Source organism: Sorangium sp. So ce363 (assembly GCF_051520435.1).
Classification (GTDB): domain Bacteria; phylum Myxococcota_A; class Polyangia; order Polyangiales; family Polyangiaceae; genus Sorangium; species Sorangium cellulosum_B.
Window position 1 is genome coordinate 8,812,719 of the sequence record NZ_CP150333.1, and the last position, 16,452, is coordinate 8,829,170.

A 16,452-nucleotide genomic window follows, 5' to 3' on the forward strand; every position below is an offset into this window, starting at 1 on the left:
TGTGAACGGCGGCGCTGGACGCCGGCGGCGCGCTGGCGGCCGGGGCGCACGCGGGGTTCGACGCGGCCGCCGAGGTGAGCTATCGAGCGGCCGTGGATCTCCTCCGTGAATTTTTCAGCAGGCTGAGGGAGCTCGAGTCGCTGCTCCAGTGGGGCGGCTACCCCGTCCTGATGATCATCATCTTTGCCGAGACGGGGCTGCTCATCGGGTTCTTCCTGCCCGGGGACTCGCTGCTCGTCACCGCCGGGGTGCTGGTCAACGCGGGGCTCATCAACCCGCTCGGATTACCGAACTTCCAGAACCTGCTCCTGATGAACGTCACGCTGATGGCGATGGCGATCATCGGCGACGCGGTGGGCTTCTCGATCGGGCGGCGCGCCGGCCCGAAGATCTTCACGCGCGAGCAGTCGCTCCTGTTCCGCAAGGATCACCTGATCGCGACGCAGAAGTTCTACGAGAAGCACGGCGGCAAGACGATCATCCTCGCGCGCTTCATGCCGTTCGCCCGGACGTTCGCGCCGGTCGTGGCGGGCGTGGGGCAGATGCAGTACCGGCGCTTCGCGATGTTCAACGTGGTGGGCGGCGTGCTCTGGGTCTTCTCGATGACCTTCCTCGGCTACTTCCTTGGCAAGGTCTTCGACGCCAAGCAGATCGAGCGGGTCGTCTACCTGATCATCTTCGTCTCCGTGGCGCCGGTCGTCTTCGGGGCGATCAAGCACAGGCTCCAGCAGAAGAAGGACGCCGCGCGGATCGAGGCCGAGCCGTAGGCGCTCTCCGGCGGACGTCGCGAGCGGATCGCGTCGAGTACGTCATCGCGCAAGCCCTCCCGGGTTGGGCGCTCGCGAGCGGCCACCGAGGCCGCCCGCCCCTTGTACTCCGCGCCACCTCCCCGCTACGCTCTCCTCTCACCATGGCGCAGCAGCCCGCCGTCCCCTCCGGCGTCCCCGCTCCCGGCGACGTCCTCGCGGGCAAGTACCGCATCGAGCGCGTCCTCGGCGCGGGGGGCATGGGCGTGGTCTTCGCGGGCTGGGACGTCGTCCTGGAGCGCCGCGTCGCCGTCAAGCTCCTCCTCCCCGAGGCCGCCGCGCTCCCCGACGCCGGCGCTCGATTCCTCCGCGAGGCCCGCGCCGCCGCGGCCCTCGACGGACAGCACATCGCGCGTGTCCTCGACATGGGCACGCTGGGCACCGGCGCCGCCTACATGGTGCTGGAGTACCTGACCGGCGACGACCTCGGCCAGGTGCTCCAGACCCGCGGCATCCTCCCGCTCGCCGACGCCGCCGACTACGTGCTCCAGGCCTGCGAGGCGATCGCGGAGGCCCACGCGCGCGGCATCATCCACCGCGATCTCAAGCCGAAGAACCTCTTCCTCACCCGCCGCCCCGACGGGACTCCCCTCCTCAAGGTCCTCGACTTCGGCCTGTCGAAGTTCACCGCCACAGGCGACTCTGTCAAAGAGGCGAGCCTGACCGCGACGGGCCTCATCATGGGCTCCATCCATTACATGTCGCCGGAGCAGATTCGCAGCCTGAAATACGCAGATGTGCGCACGGACATCTGGGCTCTCGGCGTGATCCTGTATCGCATGCTCACCGGGCGGCACCCGTTCGAGGGCGACAGCATCACCGCGGTCACGGCGGCCATCATCATGGACGCGCCCACCTCCGTCCTGGCCCTGCGGCCGGACCTGCCGCCCGCCGTCGGGGAGCTCGTGGGCCGGTGCCTTGCGAAGGATCCGGGCGCCCGCGTCCAGAGCGTCGCCGAGATCGGCCGCGTGCTCGCGCCTTTCGGGACGCAGCGCGGGCGGCTCTCGTTCGAGAGCATCGACCGGATCCTGCCGGAGCGTGCTTCCCGCGCCGGGTACCCGCCGGTGGGCGCGCCCCCCGCGGCGCCCGGCGCGCTCGGCGCGTCCTCGCCCGCGTGGCGTGGAGCGCCCGGCGCGGCCGAGGCCGCGACGGCGCCCATGCCGGACCGCCCGGACGTGCCGTCGTCGCCCGGGAGCGAGGCGGCGGGCACGGCGCACGCGACGCTGCCGCACGCTTCCTGGGGCAACACGACGCGGACCCGGGCGCCGCGCAGCCGCGTGGCGCTGCTGGCAGGCGCCGCCGGCGCGCTCGTCCTGACCGGGATCTTCCTTGCGTGGCGGCTGACGCCGAGCGGGCCCCCGGACAGCGACTCGCCCGCGGCCTCATCGAGCTCTGCGCCCGAGCTCGGGCTTGCGTCCCCCGGCGCCCCCGGCGCGGCCAGCGCCCCCGGCGCGGCCGGCGCGGTGACGGCGACCCCCGTTGCCGCGATCGAGACCGCGAGCGCTGCGCTCGAGGCCAGCGCAGCGCCGGTCGCGAGCGCCTCCCCGGACGCACGAGCGAAGGCAGCGGCATCTTCGACAGCGGCGACACCGCCGGTGAAGGCGAGCGCGAACGCCGTGAGCACGGCCAAACCGCCGTCGTCTTCACAGGTCAGGACGCAGAACAAGCCCGAGGATCCTTGGAACAAATGGGACTGAGACGAACAAGAGGTACTCGCGCGATCCGCTGCGCCGCCCTCTGCGCCGCCCTCTGCGCGATGAGCCACCCGGCCTCCGCGCAGCCCAAGGATCCGAAGGCCCAGGCACAGGACCTCTTCGAGCAGGGCCGCGCAGCGGTGGAAGCGCGAGATTGTGCGCACGCGATTCCGCTCTTCCGCCGGAGCCAGGCGACCTATCCGTCGCGCGGCACGCTGCTCAACCTGGCCCAGTGTGAAGCGGACCTCGGGCGCGTGGCGAGCGCATGGCAGCACTTCAAGGAGCTGCTCACCCAGCTGACGCCCGGCGATCCCCGTCTGGCCATCACCCAGCAGCGCATCAGGGAGCTCGAGCCGCGCGTGCCCAAGCTGGTCATCGAGCTCCCGGAGGGCGCACCGGCGCCGACGGAGCTGCTCCTCGATCAAGCGCCGCTGCCGCAGGCCAGCATCGGCAGCGAGCTCCCGCTCGACCCCGGGAACCATGCCGTCGTCGCGCGATGGCCCGGCGGCCGGCAGACCGACGCGCCCGTGACCCTCGCGGAGGGTGCGCGCAACGTCGTGCGCCTCGAGCCGCCGCCGGCCGCCGCGCCGCCTCCGGTCCCCGTACCCGACGCGCCGCAGGCCCCCGCGATCTCCTCGGGCCCGCCCCCCACCCCCGCCGCTCCCTCGAACTTCAAGCGCACGCTCGGCTTCGTCATCGGCGGCGTCGGCGCCGCGGCCGTGGGCGGGAGCCTCATCACGGGTGGGCTCGCTCTCGGCACGAAGGGCGACCTCGAAAAGGAATGCCCAGATCCCTCGCGGTGCAGCGACGACGGCATGTCCCTCAGCTCGCGGGGCCAGACGCTCACCACCACGAGCACCGTGCTCGGCGCCGTCGGCCTCGTCGGGATCGGCGCTGGCCTTGTGCTCGTCCTGACGGCGCCAGAGCAGCGCAGCTCGGTCGCCCTCGCGCCCGCGATCCTGCCCGGCGGCGGCGGCGCGCTGCTGCGCAGCCGCTTCTGAGGGCCCGGGCCGGCGCGGCGGGCGGGTCAGTTGCTCCAATCATCAACAATTACGCGCACTTGAAAGTATCTCAAGAAAAGATCGCCCGGCGTGTCGATCCCGCGCCCCGCCGTTCGTCGTGACGATGAAGCCACGGTTCGCCCCCGGGCAAGAGACCCTCCGGAGCCCAGCTCCACCAAGGAAGCAAGGAGACACGACCATGCGATTCATGATCCTGATCAAGGCCACCAAGGACAGCGAGGCGGGCGTCATGCCGAGCGAGCAGCTCATCACCGAGATGATGAAGTTCAACGAGGAGCTGGTGAAGGCCGGCGTCATGGTCGCGGGCGACGGGCTCCACCCGAGCGCGAAGGGCGCGCGCGTCAGGTTCTCGGGCGACAAGCGGACCGTGATCGACGGGCCCTTCGCCGAGACCAAGGAGCTTGTCGCGGGCTTCTGGATCTGGGACGTGAAGTCGAAGGAAGAGGCCATCGCGTGGGTGAAGCGCTGCCCCAACCCCATGCTCGAGGACTCCGAGATCGAGATCCGCCAGGTGTTCACGGCGGACGACTTCGGCCCGGCGCTCACGCCCGAGCTCAGGGAGCAGGAGGAGCGCCTGCGGGCGCAGTCGGCCGCGAAGCAGTAGCCACGGCGCGCCCGGGCTTGCGCCGGCGGCGGAAGGTGTTCTGATCGGGCGCCGTGACGGCCCCCGAGGTGCATCGCTCCATCCACGCGGTCTTCCACATCGAGTCGGCCAGGCTCATCGCCGGCCTCGCGCGGATGGTGCGCGACGTCGGCCTCGCCGAGGAGCTCGCGCAGGACGCGCTCGTCACCGCGCTCGAGCGGTGGCCGGAGTCGGGCGTCCCGGACAAGCCGGGCGCTTGGCTCATGGCCACCGCGAAGCGCCGCGCGATCGACGAGCTCCGCCGGAGCAAGCGGCTCGAGCGCAAGCACGAGGAGCTCGGCCACGCGATCGAGGCCCAGCACGCGCTGGCCGCGCCGGATCTGGACGCCGCGCTCGACGATGACGTCGGCGACGACCTCCTGCGCCTCGTGTTCACGGCCTGCCATCCAGTCCTCTCGACCGAGGCGCAGGTCGCGCTCACGCTCCGCCTGCTCGGAGGCCTGACGACCGAGGAGATCGCGCGCGCGTTCCTCGTCCCGGAGCCGACCGTCGCCCAGCGGATCGTCCGCGCCAAGCGGACCCTCGCCGAGGCGCGCGTCCCCTTCGAGGTCCCCCGCGGGGCCGAGCTCGCGCCCCGCCTCTCGTCGGTGCTCCAGGTCATCTACCTGGTCTTCAACGAGGGCTACTCGGCGACGGCCGGCGGCGACTGGATGCGGCCTGCCCTCTGCGAGGACGCGCTCCGCCTCGGCCGCATCCTGGCCGAGCTCGCGCCGAAGGAGCCGGAGGTCCACGGCCTCGTCGCGCTGATGGAGATCCAGGCGTCGCGCTCCAGGGCGCGGGTCGGACCGGCGGGAGAGCCCATCCTGCTCCTGGCTCAGAACCGCGCGCGCTGGGATCACCTGCTGATCCGCCGCGGCCTCGCGGCGCTCGAGCGCGCCGAGGCGCTCGGCGGCGCGCGCGGTCCCTACGCGCTCCAGGCCGCGATCGCCGCCTGCCACGCGCGCGCGCGCACCGCGGAGGAGACGGACTGGGCGCGCATCGCGGCGCTCTATACGGCCCTCGCCCAGGTCACGCCGTCGCCCGTCGTCGAGCTGAACCGCGCCGTCGCGCTCTCGATGGCGTTCGGCCCGGCGGCGGGCCTCGCCGTCGTCGACGCGCTGACCTCGGAGCGCTCCCTCGAGAGCTACCACCTCTTGCCGAGCGTGCGCGGCGACCTCCTCGCGAAGCTCGGCCGCCTCGACGAGGCGCGCGCGGAGCTCGAGCGCGCGGCGTCGCTCACGCGCAACGCGCGCGAGCGCGACCTGCTCCTCGCGCGCGCCGCCGCGTGCGCAGGCGGCTCCGCGCCGCCGTCGCGGTGACAGCGGCGGGGTCGGCGCCGCCGTCGCGGTGACGGACTGGCTCCGCGCCGAGGAGCGCTCCCCGAAGGGCGCGGCCCTCGGCCGCCGCCCCTACCGAGCGGCGGACAGCCGCCGGCTCACCCTCGATCCACGGCCGCCGCGAACACCGCCCCGCTCGCCGCCGTCGCCGCGCTGACGAGCCATCGCTCCAGCGCTGCAGGCTCGTCGCACGCGAGCACCCGCGCCTGCACCGCCTCCGGCACCGCGAGCCCCCGCGCCGAGAGCACCGCGAGGATCGCGCGCGCCTGGGTGCGCGCCTGGGTGCGCGCCTCGACCCACTCGTCCGTGAACCGCGCCGCGTCGCGCTCCTCGAACAGCGCCGCGACCGGCACGGCGCCGAGGCCGTGCTTGCCCAGCTCCGGCAGGAGGGGCACCTCCGCGCCCGGACGGTAGGTGATCGACGCCGTCCCCGGCCGCACGACCTCGAGCTCCCGCCGCTCCGCGTGCGCGATCCACACCCACGGCCACTCGTGCTCCAGGTAGAGCTTCACCTTCTCCTCGAGGTAGCGCCTCGACTGCGTGCCCCGGATCTCCACGGCCAGCACCGGCGTGCCGCGGTAGGCGTCGTTCCGCGGCGACGAGAGATCGCCCACCACCACCACGTCCGGCGCCCGCAGCGACGGCCCTGCCGGGTCGCTGAGATCGCAGTACACGTCGGTCATCACCGTGAAGCCCTCGCGCGCGTGCGTGCGGAAGAGGGCGGCGAGGAGCGCCATCACGATGCCATGGAACTCCTTGCTCCCCATCTGCTCGATCAGCTCCCCGCGGTGCAGCTCCCACGGGCTGCCGTCGTAACAATCGTCGGGCGTGCCCAGACGGCGGCCGGTCGGGCCGAAATCGCGCAGCTCGATCGGCCCCGTGTTCCGGGGCGGACGGGTCGGCAGGCCGTTCGTGCGTGCAGTCATGCCCACGATCCTAGCACGTCGCCGCGCCCCCCTGCCGGGCGCGCCTCGCGGCAGCCACAGACGTGCTCTTCCGGCGGCCCGTGAAGGGCCGCCTCGCGCCCGAGGTCCTCAGCCCGAGAGCCGCTGATCCGCCACGTCGAGCGCCGCGTCGAGCGCCGCGATCCCCTCGTCGATCTCCGCCTCGCTGATGATGAGCGGCGGCGCCACGAGCAGGTGGCTCACCCACCCCATGAGGGACACCCCGCGCTTCGCCGCCTCGGCGACCACCGCGTCGACCACCAGGGGCCGCCGAGCCGCCTTGTCCTGCGGCACGTTGAACGGCTCCTTGGTCGCGCGGTCCTTCACGAGCTCCACCGCCCAGAACAGGCCGATCCCGCGCACGTCGCCGATCGAGGGGTGCTTCTCCTTGAGGGCGCGGAGCTTCGCGCCCACCACGTCTCCCATCTTCGTCGCGCGGTCGAGGAGGTCCAGCCGGCGATACTCGTCGATCGCGGCGATCACCGGGGCCAGCGTGAGGGGGTGGGCCTCGTAGGTGTGGCCGTGCGCGAACATGTTGTCGTCGAAGTAGTCCGCGATCGCGCGGGAGGTCGCGACGACCCCGAGCGGCGCGGCCGCGTTCGTCACGCCCTTCGCCGTCGTCAGGATGTCCGGCACCACGCCCCAGTGATCGACCGCAAACCACTTTCCGGTCCTGCCCCAGCCGCTCATCACCTCGTCCGCGATGAGGAGCACGCCGCGCTTCCGCGCGACCTCGGCGATCTTCGGCAGGTAGTCGGCCGGCGGGATGAGGACGCCGTTCGTGCCCACGACCGGCTCGACGATCACCGCCGCGACGTTCTCCTCGTGATCGATCATGTAAGCCAGGTAGTCGGCGCACGCGACGCCGCACTCGGGGTGGCTCCGGCCGAGCGGGCAGCGGTAGCAGTTCACCTCCGGGCCGAACACCACGCCCGGGATCTTGCCGGCCGGCTCGATGAACCAGCGGCGAAAGTCGCCGGTCGCCGCGACCGAGCCCGCGGTGGACCCGTGGTACGACGTGTAGCGCGCGATGATCTTGTGCTTGCCCGTGTAGAGCCGGGCCATCTTGAACGCCGCCTCGTTCGCCTCCGTGCCCGACGTCGCGAAGAAGAACTTGTCGAGCCCCTTCGGCATCACCTCCAGCAGCTTCTGCGCCACCCTGGCCCGCACCTCGCACGTGTGCGCCGGGCTGATGTAGGCGAGCTGCCTCGCCTGCGCGCAGATGGCCTCGATCACGGCCTCGTTCTGGTGGCCGAGGTTCGAGCAGATGAGCTGCGAGGACAGGTCCAGGTAGCGCTTGCCGGACGCGTCCCAGAACGCGCAGCCCTCCGCGCGGGTGACATGGATCGGCTTCCAGCCGCGCTGGGCGCGCCAGGTGCCGTACGTGTGCTTCGTGGTCAGCTCGACGATGTCATCGCTCATGGCAACCTTCGCGGTTCGAGGAGGCGCTCAGCGTAGAGGGTGATCAGACCTCCTCGCACGCGAATTCCCCGGCGCCGCTCGCCCGCTCCCGCGCGCCGCGCCCGCGATTCCGTACGCCGCATCGCGGTCGCCGCCGCGATGTCCGGACCGCTCGAGTGCGTTCGCGATCTTGTCACCAAGGACGGTCGTGATCCGTCCTTGCGTACGGCGCCCGCGGAAGCGCCGCGGCTTCAGCCCGCGGCCCCGCCCACGGCGCGCGCCACGTCCCGCAGGCGCGCGACGCGGTACTCCAGCCGGGAGATGACCACCTCCTTCGTTGCGCCCTCGCCCACATCCATCAGCACCTCCTGGCACATCGCGCACATCTGCAGGAGGTGGGACCGGAGCTCCTCGGGGGTGCACCGCCCGCTCCTCAGCTCGTCGAGCCGCCGCGCGAGGCCCTCCTTTTCGTGGCCTGCCTCAGCAGGATCCCCGGCGGCCGCCGGATCGTTCCAGCGTGCCGCCCTGGCCTCGCACAGGAAACACGCACCTTCGATGGGCTTTTGCAGCATGGCTCCCCTCGTAGAGTGGTTCTGGGAGAACAACCTGGAACCACGCGCCCGGATAACAAGCCGCCCCGGCCTCTCCGGTCGGGATCCCGGGCCGAGAGCGGGCGAGCTCGCCGCCATGCAGGCTGCTTGACATATTAGAGTTTACTAATATGTTACGGCGCATGACCACGAGCCACGAGCCCCCCGCTCCTCCCCCCGTTTCGCCCTACCTGACGGTCCACGACGCCCGCGCGGCCATCGACTTCTACCAGCGCGCGTTCGGCGCGACGGTGGTGGCCGAACAGCCGACACCGGACGGCAAGAAGCTCATCCACGCGGCCCTCCTGGTGAACGGCGGCCTCGTGATGCTCAGCGACGATTTCCCGGAAATGCGCGGCGGGGTGAGCCGCACGCCGAAGTCGCTCGGCGGCACCGCGGTGACGATCCACCTCGATCTGCCCGACGTCGACGCGACGTGGAAGCGCGCGGTCGAGGCGGGCGCCAACGTCGAGATGCCGCTCGCGGACATGTTCTGGGGCGACCGCTACGGCATCGTGACCGACCCGTTCGGCCACCGCTGGTCGCTCGCGACGCGGAAGAAGGCGGCCACGCAGCAGGAGCTGGACGCCGGCGCCCAGAAGCACTTCCCCGCGGCGACGTGAGGTGGCGCGAGGTGACGTGAGATGACGAGCGCGCGCTCCCCGGACGAGACGTTCCGCGCGATCGCGGACCCCACGCGGCGCGCGATCCTCGACGCGCTGGCCGGCGGGGAGCGCTCGGTCACCGAGCTGTGCGCGATGTTCGACGTGACCCAGTCCGCGATCTCGCAGCACCTCAAGGTGCTGCGGGATGCCGGGCTCGTCGCGCCCCGCCGGGAGGGGCGCTCGCGGCTCTACCACGTGGAGGCCGCGCCGCTGCGCGCGGTCTACGACTGGGCCGCTCATTACGAGCGATTCTGGGCGGAGAAGCTCAACGCGCTCGGCGCGCTGCTCGATCGCGAGGCGGACATCGCCCGCAGAGGAGGCAGATCATGAGACGCGACCTGCGCATCACCCGCGAATACCCTCACCCGCCCGAGCTCGTCTGGCGCGCCCTCACCGACCCGGCGCTCATCGCCGAGTGGCTGATGCAGAACGACTTTCGCCCCGAGCTCGGCCACCGCTTCAAGCTCCGGACCGATCCGGCCCCCGGCTTCGATGGCATCGTGCGCTGTGAGGTGCTGGAGCTCGACCCGCCCACGACGATGCGATGGTCGTGGCGGGGAGGCCCGATCGACACGGTCGTGGCGTTCCGGCTCGAGGACGCGCTCGTCCTCGGCGGCCGCGGTACGCGCCTCGTCGTGGAGCACACCGGCTTCGAGGGCCTGCCTGCGATCCTCGTGTCGTTCCTCCTCGGCGCCGGCAACCGCACCCTCTACGGCCGGACACTCCCCGCGGTGCTCGACCGGCTCGCGCGCTCCGGGGCAGGCTCGCCCACGGACGCGCGGCGCGGATGCCACGAGGAGCGCGGCCTGTGGTGGGTGCTCGCGCAGGTCCTTGGGCCGATCATTCGGCGCACGGCGCAGAAGCGCGCGGACAGGGGATAGCCCACGTCGGGGCGACGCCGGCCCGTTCACGGGAGGCGCACCCAAAGTTCACGCAGCCGTGGCGCGAGCTCGTCGTGCGCACGGTAACAGCCGTGCGGCCGACAGCCACCACGCTCGTGGCTGCCCGAAAGGAGTCCATCCTCGATGAGAGCCGCTCGATTGCTCGTATCACCCGTCTTGGCGCTGTCCCTGACTCTCGGGTGCTCGCAGCACCTGAACGAGAACGTGAATGCAGTGGGTCACGCGACCTCCGGGTCGCCGGTGATCGGAGCGCGGGTCGAGACGGCGGCGCTGCACAGCTATGACGACGCGCCTCGCACGCCGGACGCGGACGACCCGGCGATCTGGGTGAACGCCAGCGCCTCCGGCGAGGGCCTGGTCATCGGCGTACTGAAGGACGCCGGGCTCCAGGTCTACGACCTCGAAGGAAACGTCGTGCAGACGATCCTCCCCCCGCACCGGCCGGCCGTCACGGCAGAGGACCCGCCTGTGCCCGGCACGAGGCCCGAGAGCGGGACGAGCGCGTGTCCAGAGAGCGAGTCGGGCGAGACCTACAGCCGCTTCAACAACGTCGATGTGCAGTACGGCTTCGAGCTGATCAAGGCGAACGGCTCGCGAGAGACGGTCGACATCGCCGCGGTGACCGACCGGGGCTGCGACCGCCTCCGGATTTATGCCATCAAGCCGCAGAGCTCGAGCGGGCCCCTCATCGACATCACCGCGCCCGACGCGCCGCGCGTCTTCCCGAGCCAGTTCGTTCAGCCGTCCTCGCTCCAGCCGATCGGCGAGCCGTCCGGGATCCAGGACAACGACCTGGATGACCAGAACACCGCCTATGGGCTCGCGCTCCACCGGCTCGAGGACGGCGACGGATACCGCGCCTTCGTCACGCAGCGCAATCGAAGCGCCATCGCCGAGCTCGAGCTGTACGCCGCCGGGAACGGCGAGGTCTCCTACACCAGGGTGCGCGAGCTCCGGTTCAACCCGGTCTTCACCGTCCCCGGAGCGGGCGCCGGGAGCCCGTCGCTCCAGTGGACGCCCTGCCGCGAGGAGCCCGAGAACGATCCGCAGTTCGAGGGGCTGGTCGTCGATCAGCAAGAGGGCGTCCTCTTCGCCGCCCAGGAGGTGGTCGGCGTCTGGCGCGTGCCGCTCAACGACGCGCTGCCCGCGACCGTCACCGTGCCCGCGAGCCGGCTGATCGAGAAGGCCCGCTCGTTCGGGGAACCGTGGTGGGCTGTCCCCGACGACGGCGAATACGCCTGCGAGGGCTCGGCGCCGGCGACGCCTGTCACCGGGACGATCGCGGCGCCCGGCAACCCCTCGGCAGGAGGCCTGCATCTGGAGCAGGACGTCGAGGGGCTGGCGATCTATTACGGCGAGGACGAGGAGGGATATCTGCTCGTATCGAGCCAGGGAGACGATACGTTTCACGTGTACGATCGGGAAGACCCGACGGACCATATCGCCGCTTTCCAGGTCGAGGGGACGGGGGAGACCGATGGTCACGACGTCGTGAACGTGCCAGCGGGCGGCGACTTCCCGTACGGCCTCTTCGTCGTTCAGAACGGGCAGGCGGGCGGGCCCGGCTCGGAGGATCCGATCAACGGCTTCGAGTACGACGGCTCGACGCAGTTCAAGCTCCTCGGCTGGGAGGACATCGCGGACGAGCTGGATCTCGACGTCGAGGAGGACGAGTTCGATCCCCGCGACCCGCACGACGACTGACGCGCCCCGCTCGGCCCCCGGCGCCGCGAGCTCCGCGGCGCCGGCTCAGCGTCCTGGCGCTCGGCTCACGCACCCGGCTGGTCGAGCTGGCGCGACCATCTTTTCCTTCTCGGCTTTCGGCACCGCCTCTCGTTTCCGGTGAGCGAGCGCCGGCAGTACCGCGGACCAGAGGGGCGGTCCTGGGCGAAGCGGCTGCGCGAGTTGCGCGAGCCCTCGCGCAACCCGCGCAGCGGCGCGCGCAACCGGCCCCGTGGTGCCCGCCATCGCCGACCATTTCGTGGGCTTTCGGCGCTGGCGCGAGACCTGCTCTGGCGGTGGAGCGAGGCGGCGGGACACGACGGACCGTGCGGCACGCCGCGATCCCGTGGCCTCGATGGGCCCCGAAGGAGGTTTGCGCACATGAACGGACAACTCGCTACGACCGGTATTTCGAGCATGGACCAGGGGACGAGGGCAGGAGACGTGAAGAGAGGCGAAGCGCGCGCGTTTCTGGCGCGGGTCGAGGCGGACGAGCGCCTCGCGGAGAAGATGGCGGAGGCCGACGGGGACATGACGTGCATCCTCGCGCTCGCCGCCGAGGCGGGCTGCTCGTGCACCGCGCAGGAGCTCGCGAGGGCTTACGAGGAGCACGTGCGCGCGGAGCCTTTCGCCTCGGCCTATGACTTCGGGTATCCCGTGGTCTACCTGAGCCTCCGCGCGCCCTCGGACCTGAGCCATGCGGCCGTGTACCTGAGCCTTCGCGCGCCTTCGGGCGCCGGCGCTCTGCTGCCTTCCTGAACAACACGCGCGCACCCGCGCGATCCGGACGGCGACCTCCGCCGCAGCCGCGGACGGAGGCGCCGTCCTCACCGCCACGACCTCGTATGCAAACGACGGCTCTGCGCTCCCAGGAGAACTGGCCATGATCCGATCCCCCGGTCCGAAAGGGCACCCTTTGCACGGCTCCTGGCCGGAGTTCCGTGCGGATCCCCTCGCCTTCCTGCTCGACGGCACGCTGGCGCACGGCGATTTCTTCCAGTTCCGGCTGGGGCTGAAGAAGTGCTTTGCCGTCGCGGATCCGGCCGCGATCCACAGGATATTCGCGGATCGGGAGGGCTTCACGGACAAGACGCCGCCGCACCGGATGCAGGACGCCTATCCGCGGAGCGTCGCCCGCCTCGAGGGGGGTGAACACCTGGAACGCCGGAGGGCGCTCGCACCGGCGTTTCATCGGGAGGCGCTCCTCGCGCGCGCCGAGGGCGCCGCGCGCGTGGTGCGCGAGGCGCTCGCGCGGCTGCGCACGGGCGAGGCGCGCGCGGTGCTGCCGGTGCTCGAGGACGTCGCCCTGCGGAGCGCGTCGATGCTGCTGCTCGGGGAGTCGGGAGAGCAGGTCGTGGAGCGCATCGCGACCGAGCTGCCCCGGGTGGAAGCGTGGCTCGGGCACGCCGCAGACGACGAGATGGCCTATGGCCAGGCGAGGGATGCGCTCGCGGCGTCCATCCTGGCGGCGGCAGAGCACCGCAAGGCGGCCGGGAACCGTGGGACAACCGATCTGCTGGATCCGCTCCTGCGCGCGGTGGACGCCGGCCAGATGGATGAACAAGCCATGATCGACGAGGTCGTGATGATGCTGGTGACGCACGTGCCGACGGCCGCGGCGTCGGCATGGGCGCTCTACGAGCTCGCGCAGCGCCCGGAGGTGCGGAGGCGCCTCGAGGAGGAGCTCGACGCGATCGGCGCGCAGGGGATTGGCGGGCAGGGAGCGGAGGTGGAGCGCGCCTCGATCCTGTCGACGGTGGTGCAGGAGACCTTGCGGCTGCACCCGCCCGTATGGGTGCTGGCGCGCGAGGCGCGGAGGGAGTTCCGCCATGGGCCACACGCGGTGAGCGCGGGAGACGAGGTGCTCGTGAGCCCGTATGTCATGCAGCGGCTACCGCGGTACTGGAAGCGCCCGGAGACGTTCCTCCCGGAGCGTTTCGAGCCGGGCTCGCCATGGCACGAGGAGCGCCCGCCTTCGGCGTTCCTTCCCTTCGGGCTCGGGATGCGCAAGTGCATCGGCGAGCGGACCGCCGTGCTGCAAATGAAGCTCATGCTGGCGGCGCTGGTGCGGGAGTTCCGCTTCGACCTGCCCGCAGGGTACGAAGCGGGCGCAGGCGGCCGGCGGGCGCTCGTGCCGCGGGATGGGCTGCCGCTCGTCGTGGAGCGCCGCCGGAGGCCGGATCGGCGCCCCCGCGAGCACGAGCTGACGGGATGAAGGCCAGAGCGCGCCGCCAGCCGGCCGCGCGCAAGGAGACCCGGTGAGCAACGCTCAGGAGAAGCCCATGGGACACCGCCCTGCCGGCTGCGGCGCGGCGGGCCGGAGCGCCGGCTCCGCCGGGCTGCCCTGGACCGCAGCCGGACGGCCTTCCGCCCTCGCTCGCTCGCGCTCCCCTTCCAGGATCATCGCCACATCCCCGCTCGGCCCCATGGTGAGCCCGCGGCGCACGTGGTGAATGGGCGCCTGGCTCTCGAGCCGGAGCCGGTATCTCCCGAGGATCGTGCCGAGGACGACCTTCATCTCGTACATCGCGAACGCCGCGCCCAGGCACCGGCGGGCGCCGCCGCCAAAGGCGATGAACTCGAAGGGTGTGAATTTCCGATCGAGGAACCGCGAAGGGCGGAATCGCTCAGGCGACGGGTAGAGATCCTCGCGGGCGTGCAGGAGCAGCGGCGAGGCGGCGATCGCCTCGCCGGCCGGGATGGTATAGCCCTTGAGCTGGAACGGCCTCTTCACGACGCGGGCCACGTCCACCACCGGCGGGTGGAGGCGGAGCGCCTCCAGGCACACCGCCTCCAGGTACGGCAGCGACGCGAGCGCGTCCGCCTCGGGCGCGGGACCGAGCGCGTCGAGCTCGTCGAGGAGGCGCGCGAGCACGGCCGGCTCGCGGTGCAGCCAGTACATCGCCCACCCGAGCGACATGGCCGTCGTCTCGTGGCCAGCGAACAGGAGCGCTCGGAGCTGGTCCGCGATCTCGACCTCACTCATGCCCGCGCCGTCGTCGTGGCGGGCGCTCATCATCAGGCCCAGGATGTCCTGAGAAGCGTCCCCCTCCGCGCGCCTTGCCCGGATCTCCTCGAAGAGCAGCGCGTCGAGCGCCCTGGCCGCGCGCTTGTGGCGCGCGTAGGGGCCGAAGCCGGCGAAGTCGCGGCGGAGCGCAGGGATGATCATGAAGCTCGGGCTCAGCGACTCGATGAGCCCGAGCACGGCCTCGCGGGTCCTGCCGACGCGCGCCTCGCCCCTCACGCCGAAGACCACGCGGACGATCACGTCGAGCGCGATCGCCTGGGTCGCCGCGAGCATCGAGAACGAGCGGCCCGGCCGCCACCGCGACGCCACGTCCAGGCTGATCTCCGCGATCGCGCCGCCATAACCCCGCATCGCGCCGGCGCTGAACGGCGGGGCGAGCAGCCGCCGATCGCGCCGGTGCCGCGCGCCCGCCGTCACGACCACCGACGAAGTCCCGAAGACCGGCTCGGTCAGCTGGACACCCCAGACATCGAACTCGTCGGGGTCGGCCGTGTAGACCGCGCGGATCGCCTCCGGATCGCCCGTGATGGTCAGTATCCCGTTCGGCGACCTCAGGCGAAACGTGGGGCCGTACTCGGCGGCGTAGCGCCTGAAGACGGGCTCGGAGGAAATGAATCCTGCGCGAATGGTATCCACGAGGCTGAGCGACTTCGGCCCGGGCGGCAGATTTCCCATCGAGCTGCTCCGTGAGGGAACGAGGGTTGTCGGGGTGTCCCCGGCCGGAGAAGACCAGGGCGCCAGGGACATTCCGACACGCGGACCGGCGTTCGGTTCCCTCGGTCTCGTCGGTCTCGTCGGTCTCGTCGGTTCCGTCGATTCCGAGAGATCGCCGGCCCGCGCTCAGGCGAGCGGCGCTCACCGCTGCGCCACCTCGACGACGGCCTCGTCGAGCAGCAGCTCGCGCTGCTGCCCGCCCTCTCGCTCACGGATCGCCACGGAGCGGCGCTCGGCTTCGTGGCGACCCCACGGCTGCGCGGCCGCGCGCACGGCGTCAGCGTGACGGCTCCGGCTCGCCCCGCGCGGCCTCGGCGCCAGGCGGACGGACAGCGACCGCGCGGGACAGGAGCAGCGCGCCGGTGAAGAGGTAACCCGAGCAGGAACGGAAGACATCGTAGGAGCGGCCCAGCAGCGGAGCGCTCCGAAGAATGTCCCCGATGCGCCACATCTCCTCGTGGCGCGTGATCTCGAAGCTCTCGCCGCCGTCGATCATGCAGAAATCGTAAGTCAGGATCACCCGCACGGGGTACGCGCAGCGCGGGAACAGCCGCAGGTACAAGGTGCTGTCGACCAGGGCGCGGCCCGCGTCACGCGGCTCGGAGAGCCGGACGCTCAGCTGAGAGACGTCGAGGTCGAAACGGCCGCCGACGCGAGATCCAGAGAGGCCGACCTGGTACGTCTCGATCCCGCGCACGCGCCGCCATGGATTGACGAACTCGATGCCACGGGCAAGGTAGGGATAGACCTCCTTCTCGAGCGTCGCGATCGGAACCTTCGTGTCGTACATGAGGAGCGAGAGGCGTCGGAAGCGCGCCTCCAGGTCGGCGAGCCCGAGGCGCGGCATCGTGGGGATCGTGAACGGGAGGCAGTTCACTTTTGTCGCCATGTCGTGACTCTCCATCCGGACACGCCCCCGCCCGGTGTGAAGCGCCGGTCCGGGCGCGGAGCGATGAAGGCCGAGACGCAATGCATGGGCCGAGGCGGAGCGTGCTGGAGGTGCGT

The 16,452-nt window shown here is 71.6% G+C and carries 17 protein-coding genes; 11 read left to right on the top strand and 6 right to left on the bottom strand.

Annotation, left to right across the window (positions count from 1 at the left end; genetic code table 11):
- The first annotated feature begins 74 nt into the window (after positions 1-74).
- The 5 genes from WMF12_RS33145 (at position 75) to WMF12_RS33165 (ending at position 5,463) form a co-directional block, all read left to right on the top strand.
- Positions 75-767 carry a VTT domain-containing protein gene (locus WMF12_RS33145; RefSeq protein ID WP_012239029.1) on the top strand — a complete coding sequence of 231 codons (693 nt, stop codon included), beginning with the start codon at positions 75-77 and terminating at the stop codon, positions 765-767.
- A 143-nt stretch (positions 768-910) separates the two neighbouring features.
- Positions 911-2,503, top strand: coding sequence for a serine/threonine-protein kinase (locus WMF12_RS33150; RefSeq protein ID WP_437851845.1), 1,593 nt, complete (start codon positions 911-913; stop codon positions 2,501-2,503).
- A gap of 59 nt (positions 2,504-2,562) precedes the next feature.
- Entirely contained in the window at positions 2,563-3,501 is a 939-nt protein-coding gene (locus WMF12_RS33155) for a tetratricopeptide repeat protein (protein ID WP_437851848.1), read from the top strand.
- 199 nt (positions 3,502-3,700) lie between these two features.
- Positions 3,701-4,126 carry a YciI family protein gene (locus tag WMF12_RS33160; protein ID WP_437851850.1) on the top strand — a complete coding sequence of 142 codons (426 nt, stop codon included), beginning with the start codon at positions 3,701-3,703 and terminating at the stop codon, positions 4,124-4,126.
- Between the two features lie 53 nt (positions 4,127-4,179).
- Positions 4,180-5,463 carry an RNA polymerase sigma factor gene (locus tag WMF12_RS33165; protein ID WP_437851852.1) on the top strand — a complete coding sequence of 428 codons (1,284 nt, stop codon included), beginning with the start codon at positions 4,180-4,182 and terminating at the stop codon, positions 5,461-5,463.
- 116 nt (positions 5,464-5,579) lie between these two features.
- On the opposite strand, the gene WMF12_RS33170 is transcribed toward WMF12_RS33165, so the two are convergent.
- The 3 genes from WMF12_RS33170 to WMF12_RS33180 all read right to left on the bottom strand — a co-directional run bounded on the left by WMF12_RS33170 (position 5,580) and on the right by WMF12_RS33180 (position 8,398).
- Positions 5,580-6,407, bottom strand: coding sequence for a Uma2 family endonuclease (locus WMF12_RS33170; protein WP_437851854.1), 828 nt, complete (start codon positions 6,405-6,407; stop codon positions 5,580-5,582).
- 108 nt (positions 6,408-6,515) lie between these two features.
- Complete coding sequence (locus tag WMF12_RS33175) at positions 6,516-7,847, bottom strand: aminotransferase family protein (RefSeq protein WP_012239035.1); 1,332 nt, start codon at positions 7,845-7,847, stop codon at positions 6,516-6,518.
- A 230-nt stretch (positions 7,848-8,077) separates the two neighbouring features.
- Positions 8,078-8,398 carry a hypothetical protein gene (locus WMF12_RS33180; RefSeq protein ID WP_437851856.1) on the bottom strand — a complete coding sequence of 107 codons (321 nt, stop codon included), beginning with the start codon at positions 8,396-8,398 and terminating at the stop codon, positions 8,078-8,080.
- A gap of 161 nt (positions 8,399-8,559) precedes the next feature.
- On the opposite strand from WMF12_RS33180, the gene WMF12_RS33185 reads away from it, so the two are divergent.
- The 6 genes from WMF12_RS33185 to WMF12_RS33210 all read left to right on the top strand — a co-directional run bounded on the left by WMF12_RS33185 (position 8,560) and on the right by WMF12_RS33210 (position 13,920).
- A complete protein-coding gene (locus WMF12_RS33185) occupies positions 8,560-9,039 on the top strand; it encodes a VOC family protein (protein WP_437851858.1) in 480 nt (159 codons plus the stop codon).
- 21 nt (positions 9,040-9,060) lie between these two features.
- On the top strand, positions 9,061-9,411 hold the full coding sequence (locus WMF12_RS33190; RefSeq protein WP_437851860.1) for an ArsR/SmtB family transcription factor: 351 nt from the start codon (positions 9,061-9,063) through the stop codon (positions 9,409-9,411).
- Positions 9,408-9,962, top strand: coding sequence for an SRPBCC family protein (locus tag WMF12_RS33195; protein WP_437851862.1), 555 nt, complete (start codon positions 9,408-9,410; stop codon positions 9,960-9,962). The genes WMF12_RS33190 and WMF12_RS33195 overlap by 4 nt, the downstream gene beginning before the upstream one ends.
- A 225-nt stretch (positions 9,963-10,187) precedes the next feature.
- Entirely contained in the window at positions 10,188-11,687 is a 1,500-nt protein-coding gene (locus WMF12_RS33200; RefSeq protein WP_437851864.1) for a phytase, read from the top strand.
- A gap of 462 nt (positions 11,688-12,149) precedes the next feature.
- The gene (locus WMF12_RS33205) at positions 12,150-12,464 is read left to right on the top strand and encodes a Nif11-like leader peptide family RiPP precursor (protein WP_437851866.1); all 315 of its coding nucleotides are present in this window, start codon (positions 12,150-12,152) and stop codon (positions 12,462-12,464) included.
- A gap of 124 nt (positions 12,465-12,588) precedes the next feature.
- Positions 12,589-13,920 (top strand): cytochrome P450, encoded by a 1,332-nt coding sequence (locus WMF12_RS33210; protein ID WP_437851868.1) that lies wholly within the window; start codon positions 12,589-12,591, stop codon positions 13,918-13,920.
- Positions 13,921-13,974: 54 nt separating this feature from the next.
- Here WMF12_RS33210 and WMF12_RS33215 read toward each other — a convergent pair whose 3' ends face one another.
- The 3 genes from WMF12_RS33215 to WMF12_RS33225 all read right to left on the bottom strand — a co-directional run bounded on the left by WMF12_RS33215 (position 13,975) and on the right by WMF12_RS33225 (position 16,336).
- Positions 13,975-15,408 carry a cytochrome P450 gene (locus tag WMF12_RS33215; protein WP_437851870.1) on the bottom strand — a complete coding sequence of 478 codons (1,434 nt, stop codon included), beginning with the start codon at positions 15,406-15,408 and terminating at the stop codon, positions 13,975-13,977.
- 180 nt (positions 15,409-15,588) lie between these two features.
- Positions 15,589-15,720, bottom strand: a complete 132-nt coding sequence (locus tag WMF12_RS33220; protein ID WP_437851873.1) for a hypothetical protein — start codon at positions 15,718-15,720, stop codon at positions 15,589-15,591.
- A 4-nt stretch (positions 15,721-15,724) separates the two neighbouring features.
- Positions 15,725-16,336: a hypothetical protein gene (locus tag WMF12_RS33225; RefSeq protein ID WP_437851875.1), complete on the bottom strand. Its 612-nt coding sequence runs from the start codon at positions 16,334-16,336 to the stop codon at positions 15,725-15,727.
- Positions 16,337-16,452 lie beyond the last annotated feature (116 nt).

Coding starts and splice junctions, on each gene's coding strand:
- WMF12_RS33150 (WP_437851845.1), top strand. CDS start 911: ATGGCGCAGCAGCCCGCCGTCCCCTCCGGCGTCCCCGCTCCCGGCGAC.
- WMF12_RS33155 (WP_437851848.1), top strand. CDS start 2,563: ATGAGCCACCCGGCCTCCGCGCAGCCCAAGGATCCGAAGGCCCAGGCA.
- WMF12_RS33160 (WP_437851850.1), top strand. CDS start 3,701: ATGCGATTCATGATCCTGATCAAGGCCACCAAGGACAGCGAGGCGGGC.
- WMF12_RS33170 (WP_437851854.1), bottom strand. CDS start 6,407: ATGACTGCACGCACGAACGGCCTGCCGACCCGTCCGCCCCGGAACACG.
- WMF12_RS33175 (WP_012239035.1), bottom strand. CDS start 7,847: ATGAGCGATGACATCGTCGAGCTGACCACGAAGCACACGTACGGCACC.
- WMF12_RS33180 (WP_437851856.1), bottom strand. CDS start 8,398: ATGCTGCAAAAGCCCATCGAAGGTGCGTGTTTCCTGTGCGAGGCCAGG.
- WMF12_RS33185 (WP_437851858.1), top strand. CDS start 8,560: ATGACCACGAGCCACGAGCCCCCCGCTCCTCCCCCCGTTTCGCCCTAC.
- WMF12_RS33190 (WP_437851860.1), top strand. CDS start 9,061: ATGACGAGCGCGCGCTCCCCGGACGAGACGTTCCGCGCGATCGCGGAC.
- WMF12_RS33195 (WP_437851862.1), top strand. CDS start 9,408: ATGAGACGCGACCTGCGCATCACCCGCGAATACCCTCACCCGCCCGAG.
- WMF12_RS33210 (WP_437851868.1), top strand. CDS start 12,589: ATGATCCGATCCCCCGGTCCGAAAGGGCACCCTTTGCACGGCTCCTGG.
- WMF12_RS33215 (WP_437851870.1), bottom strand. CDS start 15,408: ATGGGAAATCTGCCGCCCGGGCCGAAGTCGCTCAGCCTCGTGGATACC.
- WMF12_RS33225 (WP_437851875.1), bottom strand. CDS start 16,336: ATGGCGACAAAAGTGAACTGCCTCCCGTTCACGATCCCCACGATGCCG.